Here is a 17,021-nt window from a genome sequence, read left to right on the forward strand (position 1 = left end):
GTAACGTAGTCCTCGAAAGCTATTGAAATATCCTCAGCGCCTAAAGGAAAAAAGGCAGGATCTAGGATCCTTTCACCCCGGCAATCCACCGCTTTACCTCGGCTTCCAAAATCCCCAGAGGAAGGGCTCCCCCACCCAAAATCGTATCGTGGAAACCGGCAAGGTCAAATTGCTCACCCAGCTCCTGTTCAGCCAATGCACGCAGTTCCTGAATTTTTAGCATCCCAATTTTATAGCCGGTGGCCTGCCCGGGAATCACCATGTATCGGCGCACTTCGGCTCTGATCGCCCCCTCAGAAATGGAGGAATTTTCCGAAAAATAACGCATGGCCTCTTCTTCCGTCCATCCTTTGGCATGCAGCCCTGTATCTACCACCAGACGGATGGCCCGCCAGATTTCGTTAACCAGGCGCCCAAAGTCGTAGTACAGATTTTCGTAGCCCCCCATTTCCCTGGCAAGTACCTCGGCGTACAAGGCCCAGCCTTCTACGTACGCGTTGAAACCCATTTGCGTGCGGAATTTGGGTATGCCTGTCAGCTCCTGGGCGATGGAAACCTGCATGTGGTGGCCAGGATTACCCTCGTGGTAGGCCACACCTTCCATCGTTGACTTGGGCATGGCGCGCATGTCTGACAGGTGGGCATAATAGGTTCCCTTTCGCGAGCCGTCCGGTGTTCCCCGCGAATAATGCTGGGGTGCTCCGTCCTGCTCTCGGAAGGCCTCCACCCGCCTGACCTGCAATTCTGCTTTGGGCAACAGACCAAAATAGTCGGGAAGCCTTTCCGTAATCGCATCCAAAAAAGCCTTCGAAATCGTCCAGGTAGGCCTGCCTTCCGCTATCCGTATTGGGGTAGAAAAACTGTTCGTCGGTATTGATAAATTCAAAAAACTCCTCCAGACTACCTTGAAAACCTACTTTTTCTTTGATTTCCAGCATTTCCTGTTGGATGCGGTCTACTTCTTCCAGCCCTATTTGGTGGATCTGTTCGGCCGTGAGGTCGGTGGTCGTCGACACCTTCAACCGGAGTTGGTAGTAGTCCTCTCCATTCGGATGCCTGCTGACCCCCGTAGGCGTTTCTTCCAGCTCGGGAAGCTGATCCTTTAGCCAGGCAATCAAGGCTTCGTAGGCAGGTTTAAATTGCTCGTTCAATGCTGTTTCAGTAGATTCCCGAAAAGCAGCTGCCTGATTTTCATCAATTTTATCAGCTGCCAGCAGCTGATCGATTTTGGTCAGGGCATCGGTCCACAAGGGCGAACCCTGTTCTCCCGAATCGAACGGTTTCCCTTGAATAAGCGCCTCTGCCTGAGGAATAACGATCTCATAGGCAAATCGAGGAGGTCGGATACCGGCATCTGCCTGTTTTTTTGCCCGTACCAGTAGTTGACGAATGGCTCTGCCGGTTTCGCCTATTCTGCTTATCAGCGCCTCCATGTCTGCGGGTTCCTGCACCTTGTGGTAATTGATCAGCGTATTGGGCAGACCGGCGTGGACCCCGCCCATTTGGTGAAAAACGTAGGGGTATTGCCGGTATTTAGCTTCCTCCCGAGCGATCTCGTACTGGTATTGCCATAGCTCGTACGAAACCTGGGCTTCGGGGTTGAGTTGGTCTTTCGGAAATTTCGCTTGCATTTCCGCCACGCTGCCTTCCAGCCAGGCCAGTTTTTCGTTAGCGGCCTTCTCGCTCATGTCGTCGATTTCGCTGTACCGCTCTTTGCGGCCCTGCGCTGTCAATTGCAAGGGGCTAAACTGCAGCCATTCTTCGTATTGCTGGTCCAGCCATTCGTTTAGCTCACTGCTGAGATCCTGGTTTTTTTCCCCTGCCGGACTGCACTGAAGAATAAGCGTTACAAGCGATAGTAACAGAATAGAAGAGGTCTTGGTGAGGTTCATAGGCGAGTGAAAGTTTAGTGAAATAACCAAAATTACCGTATTTTTTTAACTATTCATACGGTATGTAATCCCTTTTGGCTACCCTGCTTGCTACCGGCAAATTCATCAAAGGCGCAGTATCCGTAGGCTCATCCGGTACCAACCCTTTGGGTAAAACAACTACCCCAACTAAAAATGAACCCGCCGTCTCCAGAGGGTCCGGTCGAGCAGTGGCCCATCGGGTCCGACTAGCGCCAGATTGGTTTCTTTCCGATTCAGTAGACGCCGTTGGTAAGTGTAAGCACAGAACCGCTGGGAACCAATACTTCTTTGTACGTAGAAATTTCCCTGAAAGCCAGATCATGATCCGAATCGGTAAGGTAGGCCGTCCAATTTCCCTCGGTTTGTCCGCTTTTCAGCTGCAAGGCTATCTTTGCCTCGGTTGGGTTTGCGTTTACCAGAACAACCACCAGACCCGCCGAGTCGGGGTCCCGGTAGGCAGAAGCCAATACGTTCCCGTTCGCAGCATTCTCCCCATGCAGCCTGGCGGAAATCCGCTGGTACCCGGGTCGGATAAAACGGCTGTAATTTCCCAGGGCCCACAGCAGTTTGCTTTCTTCCAATTCCCCGTCGGCTTCTGATTTGGAAATATATACCAATCCGTCTTTGTAATCGTACGGAGAAATGGCCAACCACCAATGCCAGGCGGAGGCGTTTGCCACGACCAGATCGTTATGAATCACTTGGGCCATGTACAGGGCAGGGGCCATTCCCAAATCCTTCCGGTTACCGGAGATTTCCCCATTGTTTCCCCCGAGGATACAGTATTCGGACATCCAGTATTTCAATTCGGGGACCTGCTGCACGGCCGTAGCCAGTAATTCCCGTTTCCTCACTGCTTCCTGGAAAGGGGATGTGGTGAAGTAACTGTGCCCGGAAATAGCCTTGCTCACATGTTCCAACTCCCCAAGGAAATGTGGGCTGCTGCTATCAAAAAACTCAACAATTTGATTGGACCTCCCGGGGCGGTTGTGCTCCCCGTATAGGTATTCTATTTGGCCAGCCTCGGCAATATCGATCTTGGCAGAAAGACCGCTCTTTTTCAACTTTCCGTTCAGGGAGCGGACGATTCCTGCGATTTCGTGGTTCCAGAAGGGAGTTCCTTCCTGCCCGCCATCCTCCCAGTCCCATTGAGGTTCATTGACCGGACTGACGAAATCGACGGTCAGCCCCTGCTCCCGGAGACCCTTCAGGGAAGCCACTATAAAATCTGCAAACGCACCGTAATTCTTCCGTGCGAGGTTGGATTGTCTGCCGGTATCTGCGAAGGCTTTTCCATTTCGGGTTAGCCAGACCGGTGGGCTGTTGATGAACGCAAGCAGGTATTCCACCTGCCTTTTCTTAGCCGCATTGGCCAGCCACAGTTGCCCTTTTTGCCCTTTAACGGTGAAATTTCCATCTTTGTCCACAAAAGAAGGTGCCCTTCTCCAGGGGTCTTTTATTCCGCTTGCAGCCCCTTGCTCGGCGCTACCAGCGCCCAGATTCATCCGCCACAAGGATAGGCCAATACCCAAGGGATCTCCTCTGCCGTCCCTTTCTTTACTAAATAGTAAATCGGCAATGGCGTTTTTTTTGTGTTCGGGCCAATTGCCCACAAACTGCCCGGACCAGGCATCGGAGGCCCCGAAATGATCGATGGTCTGATAGCTTATTTGCGGATCTACCGTTAGGGTGAGCATGGCCGGATCCGGTTTTTCCGGAACGAATGCCTGTGCCCACAGCCGCCCCCAAAAAAGCGCAAAGCATAAGGCAACAATCAGTTTTGGCATAGAGGTAGCGAGTTTAATGGAATGCGTTTAATGCTATTCATTGATACCGATTATCCTGCGGATTGCCCCGGGTTTCTTAACCGAACCGTAGGTTGTGGGCCCGCCGAGCCTGTCGAAGGCGCGCATTTTCATCGTACCGGTACCCACAAGACGGCATCTGCGACCACATTGCCGTCGGCATTTTTATTGGAGACCTTCACAAAAGGCGCGGTATCGGGTTTGAAATCAAAATCTCCCAAATGCACCCATTCGCCGGAGGTTTGCCCTTCTACCCGAATGTCCGCTTCTCTGATCATCATTTCGTGCTCCTCAAATCCATCTCCCAATACAAGGTGCGTTTGGGAGCTGGCATCGGCCACCCGGGAAAAGTAAACGTAAACACCATATTTTCCTTCATCCGTAATGATTGGGCGAAACCGGGCGGAACTTTCACCGGCGCTACCCGCAACTAGAAAACTCGGTCCATAGCCTCCCCTACTCATCGTTTCCCAATTTCCAACCAGGCTCACCTGCGCCGAATCGTCGTTGTCCACCAGTACATCCGCCGTACTTCCATCCGCCAGCGGGTTGGTATTCAGTTCTTTCTGAAGGGCGGACACATCCACTTGCTGAACCGCCTGTTCCGCATCAATGGCCATGCTGGCTGCTACGGCAGCTGACTGACCCAGAACCATAAACACGGGCTCCATTCGGATGGAACCGTAGGCAATATGGCTGGCGGATAGCGCTACGGGTACCAGCAGGTTTTTTGCCTCTGCCGACTTGGGAATAAGGGAACGGTAGGCAATCGGATAAGGGCCGAACCCGCCAATTTCCACATTGCCTTCGTTTTTGACCATCTTTTTGCCGTCCTTTTCGATCACAAGGCGCTGAATATTGTGGGAATCCATGGTATAGGCAGCCATCCCTACCGCATCCTCTACCACCACTTCTCCCACGCAATTGGCTTGGGTCATGACGTATTCGCCTACCATTCGGCGTACCTCCCGCACATACAACTGCGGAGTCCAATGATCGGTATCCGTGTACTCGTCCTTCGGGTAGCCCCATTCCTGTATCTCCGCTTGCAGCTCCTTTGGTACCCGGGGATCTGTCTTGTAAAAATAGAGCAGGGATTTGGTATAGTGGGTATGTGCATCGATGATCTCCTGACGGGTGGCATAATCCGCCTCCGGATAGTCGTGGTTCATGCCAATCATATCTGTAGAAAAACCGCCTCGGTTGTTGATGTCTGTTTTGTTATTTGGCATGCGGCTCCAGATGAAATAATTACCCAGACTTCGCCGGTCGGGTTGTGCCTCAAACAGCCGAACCAATAAATCGAATACGGAAGGATCGTATCCTTCGGGTTCGGTGATTTCTATGCGGTTTGCCGGATCATTGGTCAGGCAAATACGGTAATTATAGGCCTGAATTTTCGCATCACCGGTACCATCTGGTTCCAAGGCATCCTCACTGATTCCCCACAGCAGACCGCTAGAGGGATCACCGGGTATTTGGTAGGGGTCTACGCCGTCGGGAAACTGGTGCCCCGTCATCAACTGCACTCCGTTATAGGTTTCGCCGTAGGTATCGTTGGATTCCCGACCGATGGTGTAGGAAACGCCGGACCGGGCCATCAGGTCTCCTTCGTAGCTGGCATCGATAAACATTTTCCCGGAAACGGATCGTTTTGCCTCAGAAGGATCATCCGAATTCTCCAACCGGATTTGGGTAATCCAACCCTCCTCTTTCGTTGCCGCCTCCATTCTCCATCCGTACTGCACCTCAATTCCGACGCGGTCCAGGTATTCCTGAAAGGTCTTTTTAGCCACGCTGGGCTCGAATATCCACTGTTCGAAATTTTCCATAGTGATCGCCCAATCTTCGGTAAAAGTCCCTGGAAAGTCCCGTCACGGCATATTTGTTACCAATATCCGTATAACCAAGCCCCCCGGTTGTCAGGCCCCCTAAGTGGTGGCTTGGTTCTACCAGCAAGACGGATTTCCCCATGGTTTTGGCCGTATAGGCGGCAATTACGCCGGAGGACGTAGCCCCATACACGACTACATCGTAGGTTTCATGGGTTGACGTTGGATCATTCGCTTCCTTGCAGGAGGAAAAGAGCATCCCAACCAGGGAAGCCCAAAGGAGCAGTTTTCGTTTCATTTTCTTTTACGTTTGCTAATTCGTTTCTATAGGTTTGACGAGTAATTTTTGTACGTCCATCACCTGGTTTCCCGGAATGCGCAGGGCTTTCAGGCTGAACGTTTGTATCCCTTGCTTCAGTGCGATGCTACCCATCAGCATGGGTTTGAAATCCTTCACATAGGACTCCATGCGGTCGATGCGGTCGTTTTCCATTCCCTTGAGGGGAGGATTGTGTGCTTCCTCTACCCGTGTATCCAGGTGGTTTTCCCCCGCCTGCAGGCGAATTTCGGATCCCACATCTTCCATCGGGCAGGTGTAGTACACCTCCACCAGGTAGTCGCCTGCCTCCAAAACCTCCACCTCCCAGGTAATGCTGTCTTCCAGACTGACCCAATGGGTGAAAAAGGAATCGTTGGGAAAACGGTTGGATCTTTGTATCGTGCCATGTCCCATTCCATCTCGCGCAGGCAACTGAGTCAGTGGGGCCTCCGCCGCACCCAGGGTAAAGGGGCGGGTCTCCGGATCTTTCTTTCGCTCGTCCGCCATCTCGGCTTCCCAATCTGCCAGGGATGCCCTGAGATTCTTCGCTACCTCCGGGTACCGGTCCTGAACGGGTAGCTGCTGCCCGGGATCCGATTCCATGTCGTACAGGTTTCCATCCTTATCCAGCCGGTACCGTTGCGTACGCAAGCTGCTGTTTCCATTCCAGTGGCTGAAAAGCATTCGGTCGGCCCAGGAAGGTGTTTCTTCCATAATCAAGGGCTTCAGGCTTTTGCCATCCAGGCGCTTTTCACCGGAGTGGGTCAATCCCGCCAGGTCCAATAACGTGGGAAACAAATCGATGGCTCCGGCTATCTGCCGAATCACTTTTCCTTCCGGAATGTGGCCTTTTCGTTGCATAAAGAAAGGGCTTCGTACCCCTCCTTCATCCGTGGAACCTTTCCTACCTTTCATGCCTCCGTTCCAGCGGTAGCTATTGGGGCCGTTATCGGTAAAAAATACCACCAGTGTATGTTCGGTAAGTCCCAGGTTTTCCAGCTTTTCCAGCAGGCGGCCGACATTCCAATCGATGTTTTCACACATGGCCAGGGCTGCCCGGGTAAAGTCCGGATCTTCTCCAGCTACCAGGCTATCCAGCGGCTCGTTTTCGAAACGTTCCCACCAGGAGTCCGGTACCTGCATCGGAGAATGGGGTGTATTCAGCGGCAAATAAACCAAAAAGGGGGCTTCCCGGTGCGCATCGATAAAGTTCATGGCCTTTTCTGTCAAATCATCCGGTAGGTAGCCTTGTCCTTGCACGGGAATGCCGTTTTCCTCCAGTGGCGGGCTGAAGTAATCCCCCCAATGGCCGGAGCAAAATCCGTAAAAGGTATCAAAGCCCCTGGAATTCGGATGGTACGGATGCTGCATGCCATTGTGCCATTTACCAAATGCACCCGTTGCATATCCTGCTTGCTGAAACAATTCTACAAAGGTCGTTTCGTCCAAATCCAGCCGCTCCTCTCCTGCGGAGGTTCCCCTTACCCCTCCCCGCAGGTGATACCGCCCCGTCAACATTTCCGCCCGGGTAGGCGAACACACGGGCGACACGTAAAACCGATCGAAACTCACGCCCTCCCGGGCAAGCCCATCGATAGCCGGAGTGGAAAGGTGGGGATTACCCGAGTGACTCAGGTCTCCCCATCCCTGATCGTCGGTCAGGATTATCAGCACATTTGGAGGGCGCTCCGGGGCAGCCGGCTGGCAAGCCGGCAGCAGGGATCCACCAACACCCAGTAAAAAAAGATACGCTATCCATCGACTCATCCGCGGGTTGGTTTATTGTATTCGGTCTTCCAGGGTCAGTACCTGCCCGTCGGCAAGCAAGCGTGTACGCAGTTCGGCATACGGTAGGTCCTGCACGGAAATTCCCTTTTCCATGGCCATGACTGCAGCCGTGGCCGCCGACTGACCCAAAATCATGAATACGGGCTCCATGCGAATGGAACCGAATGCGATATGGCTGGCAGAAACCGCCACCGGCACGACCAGATTTTGAACCTCTTCTTTCTTGGGAACCAGCGATCCGTAGGCGATCTCGTAGGGCTGGGGCAGCGGTACACCGATATCCCCTTCGTTGTGCACGTGGCCGTTTTCGTCCACGTATCGCTGAATGTTATGGGAATCGATGGTGTAGGAACCCATTCCCACCGATTCAGGAGTTGGCTTTTTTTGCAATAACTCGTTTTCCGTCATGACGTAGGAACCGATCATGCGCCGTGCTTCCCGAACATAAATCTGATGGGGCCAGTTGCCGTTATCGGTAAACTCATCTTTGGCCAATCCCCATTTCTGAAATTCCTCCTGCGTTTCTTTAGGTACCCGGGGATCGTTGGCTACAAAATACAACAGTCCTTTTTGGTAGTCCTCGTGTTCTTTGATGATCTCCTTCCTGCGTTCGTAACTTGCCTCGGGGTAGTCGTAGTTCATGCCAATATTGTCCGAACTAAAGGGGCCGTGATTATTGGTGTCGGTTTTTCGATTGGGTATCCTATCGAATTTTCCGAACCACTCCCTCCAACCTGCATCAAAAATCCGAACGAGCAATTCGTATTGGGTGGAATCGTAGTTTTCCGGTCTGGGAAAGGGCACCCGATTGTCCGGATGGTTGGACATACAGGTTCGGAAGCAGTAGGCTTGGACTTTATTATCGCCTTCACCTTTTACTCCCGGATCCTCTGCACTTATTCGCGGCAAGAGGCCCGAAGACGGGTCTCCCGGAACCCAATACGGATCGATGGGCTGGTCCAGTACCTTAAAATGGTGTTTGTGGTGGTATACGCCCGTCTGTACACCGTTCCACTCTTCATCGTATACGCTATTCGCTTCCCTTCCGACATGGTAACTCACGCCGGCAGCAGCCATTAAGTCCCCTTCGTAGGTAGCATCGATGAACATTCTTGCTTTGAATTCCATTCCACTGAGGGTGCGGATTGCGGTGATTTTGCCATCTTCAACGGTCACGCCGTTTTCTCGGTCCAGCCATTCGTCTCTGAGTACCTCGATTTCCAGCTCGGCGACCCATTCGTCGTAGACTTCTTCGGCCACATGGGGTTCAAAAATCCACATGGTCCGAAACTCCCCGTCTATGGCGGGCGTGCCTTGTCCTTTGTTTCCAAAATCCTCCCGGTCCTCCCATTTCCAGGCACCTTCTTCCTGGTACTTGTCGTAGACGCGTTGGTAAAACTCCCGGGAAAGACCGCCAATGACTTCCTTTTTCCCGGTATCTGTCCACCCCAGCCCGCCTGCCGTCAGTCCGCCCAGGTGTTTATCCGGGGAAATGACGAGTACGGATTTGCCCATTTTTTTAGCCTGAATGGCTGCGGTTATGGCACCGGAAGTACCTCCATAGACGATGAGATCGGTGATTTCCTCCTGCTCCTGGCCTGGACTACAGGCTACCCATAAGGGCAGCAGGACCAGCGCCAGCAGGGCATGTTTCATTCGGTGTAACTGGATCATTCGAAATAAGATTTAACGTGTAGTGAAAATTTTTCGGTGATAGGTGGCTAGCTCTGTTTTTAGTTGGGATGCCCAAAGGCATGTTTCCATCCTTTTTTAACCAGGGATAATTCGGTCCCGCTGGCTACCCCCTGTGTTCAGGCTGGCGGAACTTTGGCGACTATCCCTGCAGAGTTGCCGATTTTTTAGTAAGAAACGACTGAGGGGTTTTATTGGACTTCGTAGGTTCATCGTTTATCTAGTAGCGAATTTTAGGAATTATTCCTGCCGGCCGAATAGCAAACGTGCTTTCGGGGAAACCGCCAATTCCCACCCGGCCTCCTGCAGGCTCGTTTTCCTGGACTATTGTTTTTATTTAAGCTCCTCCCGGGCATACCCTTGCCATTTTTGAGAAGGGAAGAACGGATTCCAAATCTCTTTTTTCAGGACAAGAACATCGCAGCCTGGGATGGGATACCGGCCTGATTAGCGGTGTACCAGAATTTGCCCATCGGCCTTCAATTTGGCTCCCAATACCTGATAATCCAGCTCCTGAACCGAAACATCCCGATCGATCGCCAGGGAGGCTGCGGTGGCGGCAGACTGCCCCAATACCATGAAAACCGGTTCCATGCGGATGGACCCGAAGGCCACATGGGTGGAACTCACGCATACAGGAACCAGTAAATTTTCTGCTTCCCCCTTTTTGGGAACAATGGCCCGATAGGGAATGGGATAGGGTGCTTCCACGCGTGCTTCAAAATTTCCCTCGTTTTGCACAAAGCCGTTGTGGTCCACGTAACGCTGCACCATGTGCGAGTCCATGCCATAGGCTGCCAAACCTACGACGTCGCTCACCGGCGGTTCGAGGCCTTCACAGTCCCGTTGGGTGACGACGTAATCGCTGCGCATCCTGCGCGCCTCCCGGATGTACAGCTGGGGTGTCCAGCCTCCCCGGGCTTCAAATTCGTCCTTTGCCATACCCCATTTAGAAACGACATCACGTACTTTCTTTGGAATCCGCGGGTGGTAGGCCAGGGTCCACATCAACCCTTGCTGGTAGTCCAGATGGCGTTGGGCAATGGCCTCTCGTTCTTCGTAACTTGCATCGGCGAAATTGTGATTTTGACCGACGAAATCTGTAGAAAAACCCTTTTGGTTATTGGTATCCGTTTTTCTATTGGGCATGGGGGTATTGATCCAGGGCACCAGGGGATCCCCGTAGTGATACATTTCTTCCAGTGGTCCGGTGGCTGCCTCGTAATTTCTGAACAACAACTCGTATTCCAGTTCCTTGTAGTTGGCGGGCTTTTCAAAGGCAATCCGGTTGTCCGGATGATCGGTAAGCGTCATCCGATAGCAATAGGCCTGAAGCTTATTGTCCGCCGTCCCATCGATACCGGGACCACCTTCGATGATGAAGGGAAGCAAGCCGCTGGCGGGATTTCCTTTTTCCACATAGGGATCCACTCCCGGAATGAAATTGTGGTGAACGGCATTACGAGACAGATTGTTTTTCAGGGTTCTGTTGTAATAATTGGCCTGGACGCCGTTGAGCGTCTCTCCAAACTCACTATTGGCCTCTCTACCGACCATGTAACTTACCCCCGCTGCTGCCAGCAGGTCCCCTTCGTAGGTAGCATCCAAAAACATTTTGCCCCGGTAGGTTTCCCCGCTTTCCATGGTAATGGCGGTAATGCGGTTGTTTTTAGTTTCCACCCCATCGGCCCGGTCCAGGCGTTTTTCGGTAACCAGGGTAATGGTTTCGGCGGCCATCATTTCCGCATAGACCGCTTTGGCTGCGGAAGGTTCGAAGGTCCACATGGCATCCTCTCCCTCTCTGGATCTTCCCTGGTCCGGGCGCGTAAAATAGTCGGATCGTTCCTGCCAGGTCCAGTTGTCCGGATCGTCGTAGTACCGTTTGATCCCCCGATAAAACTCCCTGGATATCCCTCCGATGGCCTGTTTGTTTCCAATATCGGTGGCTCCCAGGCCACCCGTGGTGAGTCCGCCTACATGTGCCGAGGGTTCGATCAGGATGACCGATTTGCCCATGCGGGAACTTTGGATGGCAGCCGCTACTCCGGCGGAGGTCCCTCCGTAAATGACGATGTCATACGATTGGCTTTGTCCCGTGGCTGAAGTGAAAGCCAGGATTGAAAAAAGGAAACATAAAGCCGTAAATGTACTTTTCATGTATTTTGGATTTTTAATAAATAGAATCTGAGCAATTATACCAAATTGAATCTAAGCAATTTTTATTGTTCCCGCCGCTGTTGATCGGCGATTATTGCTGATTTTTAATGCAATTAGGCCAAATCCCGCACCAAATGGTCCCAACCGATGGCCGAAAAGGCTCCTGTCCCCGCCCGCCACATGGGTTCGTTCGGGTAGTCCAAGGCGAGACCACTCTGCGCAGGCGCACCGGAATTCTCGTATGGCAAGCAAGGAACCCAGCCGGCCCTTTTGATAGGCGGAGTGGGTTTTCCAGAGGGTCTCCCGTGCTTCCTATCGTTCCTCAAGGGAGGCATGATTACGAAAGAAACGGAATCCCGCCGCCTGGGTGGGCGGCAGGATTCCAAGGCTACCACATGCTGGTGCATTGGTACAGGATCAATAACCCGGATTTTGAGTCAATGTGGTATTCGTTTCCAATTCAATTCGTGGAATGGGCCACAGGTAATCTCGATCGGGATTAAAATTGCGGGTCTCGATCACGACCATGTCGCCCACATTGCTAATATGGTCGTAGCTTGGCGTACCAATGGGATCGATCATCGGTGCTTCACTTAACCAGCCTCCTTCACCGTAGCGGTTTACCCTGCCGCGGTAAGGGCCCGGAATCACCTCTTCGGCAATTCCCCAGCGACGGATATCAAAATAGCGAAAGCCTTCCATACCCAATTCGTGCCGCCGTTCTTTTCGCACCAGATTTCTCATTTCTTGCTGCGTCTTACCGGGAGCAATGGGCGGCATTTGTACGGATTCTCGCTGCCGCAGAATATTGATCGCATCGTAAACGCTCTCATCAATTTGGTTCAGTTCGACTTTCGCCTCGGCATAATTCAACAACACCTCGCCGAACCTGAAAATGGTAAGGTTTTGGTCCGTTGAGCCTACATCCGTCGGATAATTTGCCAAATCAATGTGCTTACGGTACAAATATCCGGTGAAGGAAGCAAAGGCATGCTGTGCTTCGATATTCGGTACACGTACACTATCCTCCCCGCGAAATTCCCAGGTCATGGTACTATCCCGGTGGGTTTCATAGATCCAATTCACCAATCGGGTGCCGGGTACCACCAGGGTATAATGCAACCGTGGATCCCTGTTTGCGAAGGGCCGTTGTGGATCGTACAGAGGCGATTCATCAATGGGCAAACCGTCCGTGCAATCGTAGGTATCTACGAAGTCTTGCGGCGGTTTTTTATTGGAGTGCCCCAGCGCCATGCGCGACCAGAAATTTCGAGGCAGGTTATGGGTTTGTACCCCACGTAGGTATTGAATGCGGGTGATTACTTCCGGAGAATTATCCCCGGCAAAGGTAAACATACCCTCATAATTGGGATCCACGGAATAGGTTCCGGAATCGATCAATTCCTTCGCTGCCGTAGCAGCCACATCCCATCGCTCGTTCCATAAGGCCACGCGAGACATAAGCGCCAAAACCGTACCCCGGCTGATTCTACCCTTTTCCCCAACATTCATTGGAAGGTGGGGTTTGATCGCGTTGAGTTCTTGTAAAACAAAATCAATGACCGCTGATTTTTGGGTACGCGGAGTTTGCGATTCTTCGAGGGTAAGCGTACCGGTGACCAATGGAACATCTCCATACAATTCCGCCAGGTAGGCGTAGAAGTAAGCGCGCAGGAAACGAGCTTCTCCTACCAGCCGGTCATAGTCGGCCGGATCCATTTCGTCCCGTAGGTGTTCTGCCCGCGAGGTAATAAAATTGGTACGGTTGATCGCCCGGTAAAAGTGGGCCCAAAAACCATTGGTATACGAATTATCTGCATTTTGTTCACCCCGGCCCAAGGCCTGCAAGGGGCTACCGTTTCGATCCCAGCCGTCATCGGATGCAAAATCAAAAGACAAAAACCAGGCAATCCCTGCCGGCCAGTACCAGAGGCGATTGTACACGCCCGTCACAGCCATTTCCAATTCGGTCTCGTTTTCAAAAAAGGTTTCACTGGAGGGAGAATCCAGGGGAAGCCGCTCCAGAAACGCGTCCTCACAAGAAAACGCAAGGAGCAAAATCGGTATCAGTAAGATATATTTAAATAGATTTTTCATCGGTTGCTGCTGTTTAGAAGTTGACATTCAAGCCCATGGTGTAGGTGGTCATCTGCGGGTACCAGCCCCCATTGCTGACCGGTGCTTCCGGATCGTATCCTTCGTAAAAATCCGTAACGGTAAATAGATTTCTTCCGCTCAGGTACACCCGTACGTTTCCAATATTCATCGGTTCCAGCACGCGCTTTGGAATGGAATAGCCTAGTTGAAGGTTTTGACCCCGCAGATAGGCCGCGTTGCGCATCCAAAAACTTGAATTCTGCTCGTTATTGGTTTGATTCCAGGCCAATCGGGGAAAGGATCCATCCGTATTGGTCGGCGTCCAGCGGTCTTTGTGCTGCTCATGGACGGTTCCTCCGAGAAAAAAGGGCATAATCCCCTGTCCAAACAAATAGCCATCGGCTTGGCCAACACCTTGCAGAAACAGGGAAAAATCAAATCCCTTATAATCTGCGTTCAGACGTAGGCCGAAGGTATGTCTCGGGATAGGACTTCCGATCACCGCCAGATCGCGGTCATTGATCATGCCATCGCCGTCTACATCCCGGTACTTGATGTCGCCGGGAGCAACGTTACCAAACTGATCGGCGTGATTGTTTACTTCCTCCTGAGTTTGAAACAAACCTTCGGAAATGTAGCCGAAGAACGATCCAATGGGATACCCTTCCCTGTTTACGGTCAATCCGGTATTTTCAATACCCCGCATATCCACAATTTCATTGCGCACATCCGAATAGTTGAGCATGACGCTGTAATTTAGCTCGCCGATCTTGTTTCGGTAGTTTACCATCAATTCGAATCCGTTATTTTTCACCTCTCCCGCATTTTGGAAAGGAGCGCTCAGACCGATGGTTTGGGGGATGTTTAGGGCAAGTAAAATATCCTTTGTCCTTCTCATGTAGTAATCGGCGGTAACATCCAGTTTGCCCCAAAGATTAAATTCCAGTCCGATATCTGTCGTCTCTGTAGTTTCCCATTGTATGGCGGAGTTGGCCATGCTATTTAATGCGGCACCGGGCGCGTTGGCACCGTTAAACACGTAGTCTTGGCCACTGCCCCCGAGTGACATAAACGCTGCAAACGGATACAAGCCAATATTTTGGTTGCCCAATTGGCCCCAACTCGCACGTAGTTTCAACTGGTCGATGATACCGGATGAACCCCGCATGAAGCGCTCCTCAGAAATTCGCCATCCAGCGGAAAACGAGGGGAACACACCCGACCGGTTTCCTTCTGCAAAACGAGACGATGCGTCCCGGCGCACATTTCCTTCGAGCAGGTACCGTTCGTCGTAATTATAGGTCACCCGGCCAAAAACAGACTGCAGGGCCCAGTGAGAAGCCGCACCGCCCGTTTGCTCGTTTGCCCGGTTGCCGGCATTGATTTGCTGGTATTGTGGAAGCGGGAATACCTCCCGATAAGCGGAAATCCACTGATTGGTTTGGTCTTCCTGTTGGTAACCTGCCGTGATCCCGAGGGTATGCACCTCGCCAAAGGTTTTGTTCATTGAAACGATGGCCCGGATGTTATTGTACCATTCCCGATCGTACCGTTCGGTGAGGGAATTCCGCTGCGGCACGAAGTGCGTAGGGGTCTCCCCATCGCGGGCATAGGTCTGGGTGATGTTCGAAAAACTCTTGGTATGCGGATTCCAAAACTTCGGTGCATACATCAGCTCAGCGGATAGCCAATCGGTGAATTTGTAATTCAGACGAAAGTTGAGAATGGCATCCAGGCTCTCTACGGTACGCAGGCCACCGTCCCGGGCCCGGGCCAGCGGATGGTCCCCGTTCCAGCCTTCTCCGTATCGTCCGTTGGATAGAATTCCTACTTCGTTGGCCGGAATACGGCGCATCCAGTGAAACACGTAGCCCGTACCGGAGGATGGTTCGCGCTGAAACGACCTGCTCAAAAATAAATCCGTGGACAGGGTAAGTTTATCCGATACGTTTACGTCCGAATTGAGCCGCAGGTTAAACCGGTTAAAATCGGTATTGGGAATAATCCCGTCCTGGTCCAGGTAGCTGATGGAACCAAACACCCTGGCTTTCTCACTGCCGGCATTGATGCTGACATTGTGATTTTGCATAAAGGCCGAGTTTTTCATGGTCAGCGCCTGCCAGTCGGTATCGGGGTACTGATCGGAAGGCATCCCGGCCCGGTAATCGGCAAGAAATTGCTCGGAGTATTGGGGGTCATTGCCTACGTTGGTAAAAGCTTCATTGGCCATTTCCATGTGATCCAGGGCTCCCACGATCGAGGGCAACCGGGTAGGCATCTGGAAGCCCGCGTACATATTATAGTTTACCCGAACGCCTTCTACACCTCGTTTGGTGGTAATCAAGACCACTCCATTGGCTGCCCGGGCACCGTAAATCGCGGCCGAAGAGGCGTCTTTCAAAATGGAAATACTTTCTATTTCGTTGGGATCCACATTATCAATGCTGGTCTCGACGCCATCCACCATGACCAGCGGATTGGAATCCCCCAGGGTTCCCACGCCGCGGATTCGGATGGCGCCTCCGTCTCTTCCGGGCTGCCCGCTTCGCTGGGTGATGGTCACACCGGGCGCAACTCCCTGCAGTGCCATAGAAGTCTGCCCCACCGGTTGATTCACAATGTCTTCCGAAGTGACCGTGCTCACGGCTCCGGTAAGGTTCACTTTTTTCTGCGTACCGTAGCCGACTACCACGATTTCCTCTAGGGAGGAAAGGTCTTCGGAAAGGGTGATCGTGAGTTCATTTTGATTGCCGACTTCTACTCGCTGAGACTCGTAGCCGATGTAAGAAATGACCAGAACAGCATTGTCCGGTACTTCCAGGCTGAAGTTTCCATCGATATCCGAAGCCGTGCCGGTGGCAGTACCCTCCACCAGGACGGTGGCTCCGGGAATACCTTCACCATTGACATCGACCACCTTCCCTGTAATCGGGCGGGCCTCGATGCGAATTTCCACGGCCGATTCAGCTAGAGAGCGGTTACCCTTCGCTACGTATATGGAATTATCGACCTGTTTGAATCGCAGGTTGGCGAGGAGTGCGATGTCCACAAGCAGCTCGTTAACCGTTTGTTTTTTACTAGTAAGGGTCAGTTGGGTCGAAGCGGTCAATATTTCTTCCGGAAATACGAATTGGTAATCCGTTGCTTTTTCCACTTCGCGGAAGACCTCTCTGAGGTCCCAATCGGCTTTTTTCAGCCTTATATACGATTCGTCGATGGGTATAATCTGGGCGTGCATCTCGTGCGCCATCAATGTCGTTAGGAGCAGACATTGAAGTACCAATCCGTACAGTAGGTTCTTCGATACCATTTTGATTAGGTACAGTAGTTTTCTTTTCATAATTTTAAAGGATTTTAATTGTTACTGATTGAAATCTGCAGGGTAAAGCATTTCATTTGGCGATGGGAGTTTTGCCCT

9 protein-coding genes and 1 pseudogene are annotated in these 17,021 nt (G+C 52.1%); all 10 read right to left on the bottom strand.

Going from position 1 to position 17,021, the window contains the following annotated elements; genetic code table 11:
* Positions 1 to 61: 61 nt before the first annotated feature.
* The 10 genes and pseudogenes from ABWH99_RS18535 to ABWH99_RS18580 all read right to left on the bottom strand — a co-directional run bounded on the left by ABWH99_RS18535 (position 62) and on the right by ABWH99_RS18580 (position 16,943).
* On the bottom strand, positions 62 to 886 hold the full coding sequence (locus ABWH99_RS18535; protein WP_375583301.1) for a DUF885 family protein: 825 nt from the start codon (positions 884 to 886) through the stop codon (positions 62 to 64).
* A pseudogene (locus tag ABWH99_RS18540) lies at positions 867 to 1,892 on the bottom strand (DUF885 family protein); the annotation flags it as partial. The pseudogene ABWH99_RS18540 and the gene ABWH99_RS18535, both read right to left, overlap by 20 nt.
* A 254-nt stretch (positions 1,893 to 2,146) precedes the next feature.
* On the bottom strand, positions 2,147 to 3,700 hold the full coding sequence (locus ABWH99_RS18545; protein WP_375583302.1) for a glycoside hydrolase: 1,554 nt from the start codon (positions 3,698 to 3,700) through the stop codon (positions 2,147 to 2,149).
* A gap of 128 nt (positions 3,701 to 3,828) precedes the next feature.
* The gene (locus tag ABWH99_RS18550) at positions 3,829 to 5,550 is read right to left on the bottom strand and encodes an FAD-dependent oxidoreductase (protein ID WP_375583303.1); all 1,722 of its coding nucleotides are present in this window, start codon (positions 5,548 to 5,550) and stop codon (positions 3,829 to 3,831) included.
* Positions 5,507 to 5,848, bottom strand: a complete 342-nt coding sequence (locus tag ABWH99_RS18555; RefSeq protein ID WP_375583304.1) for an FAD-dependent oxidoreductase — start codon at positions 5,846 to 5,848, stop codon at positions 5,507 to 5,509. The genes ABWH99_RS18550 and ABWH99_RS18555 overlap by 44 nt, the downstream gene beginning before the upstream one ends.
* Before the next feature lie 15 nt (positions 5,849 to 5,863).
* Positions 5,864 to 7,636 (bottom strand): arylsulfatase, encoded by a 1,773-nt coding sequence (locus ABWH99_RS18560; protein ID WP_375583305.1) that lies wholly within the window; start codon positions 7,634 to 7,636, stop codon positions 5,864 to 5,866.
* Between the two features lie 12 nt (positions 7,637 to 7,648).
* Positions 7,649 to 9,331 carry an FAD-dependent oxidoreductase gene (locus ABWH99_RS18565; protein ID WP_375583306.1) on the bottom strand — a complete coding sequence of 561 codons (1,683 nt, stop codon included), beginning with the start codon at positions 9,329 to 9,331 and terminating at the stop codon, positions 7,649 to 7,651.
* Positions 9,332 to 9,796: 465 nt separating this feature from the next.
* On the bottom strand, positions 9,797 to 11,506 hold the full coding sequence (locus tag ABWH99_RS18570) for an FAD-dependent oxidoreductase (RefSeq protein WP_375583307.1): 1,710 nt from the start codon (positions 11,504 to 11,506) through the stop codon (positions 9,797 to 9,799).
* A gap of 417 nt (positions 11,507 to 11,923) precedes the next feature.
* The gene (locus tag ABWH99_RS18575; protein ID WP_375583308.1) at positions 11,924 to 13,603 is read right to left on the bottom strand and encodes a RagB/SusD family nutrient uptake outer membrane protein; all 1,680 of its coding nucleotides are present in this window, start codon (positions 13,601 to 13,603) and stop codon (positions 11,924 to 11,926) included.
* A 13-nt stretch (positions 13,604 to 13,616) separates the two neighbouring features.
* A complete protein-coding gene (locus tag ABWH99_RS18580; RefSeq protein WP_375583309.1) occupies positions 13,617 to 16,943 on the bottom strand; it encodes a SusC/RagA family TonB-linked outer membrane protein in 3,327 nt (1,108 codons plus the stop codon).
* Between the last annotated feature and the right edge of the window lie 78 nt (positions 16,944 to 17,021).

Origin of the sequence: Cyclobacterium xiamenense, from assembly GCF_042140265.1 — a bacterium.
Lineage (GTDB): Bacteria > Bacteroidota > Bacteroidia > Cytophagales > Cyclobacteriaceae > Cyclobacterium > Cyclobacterium xiamenense_A.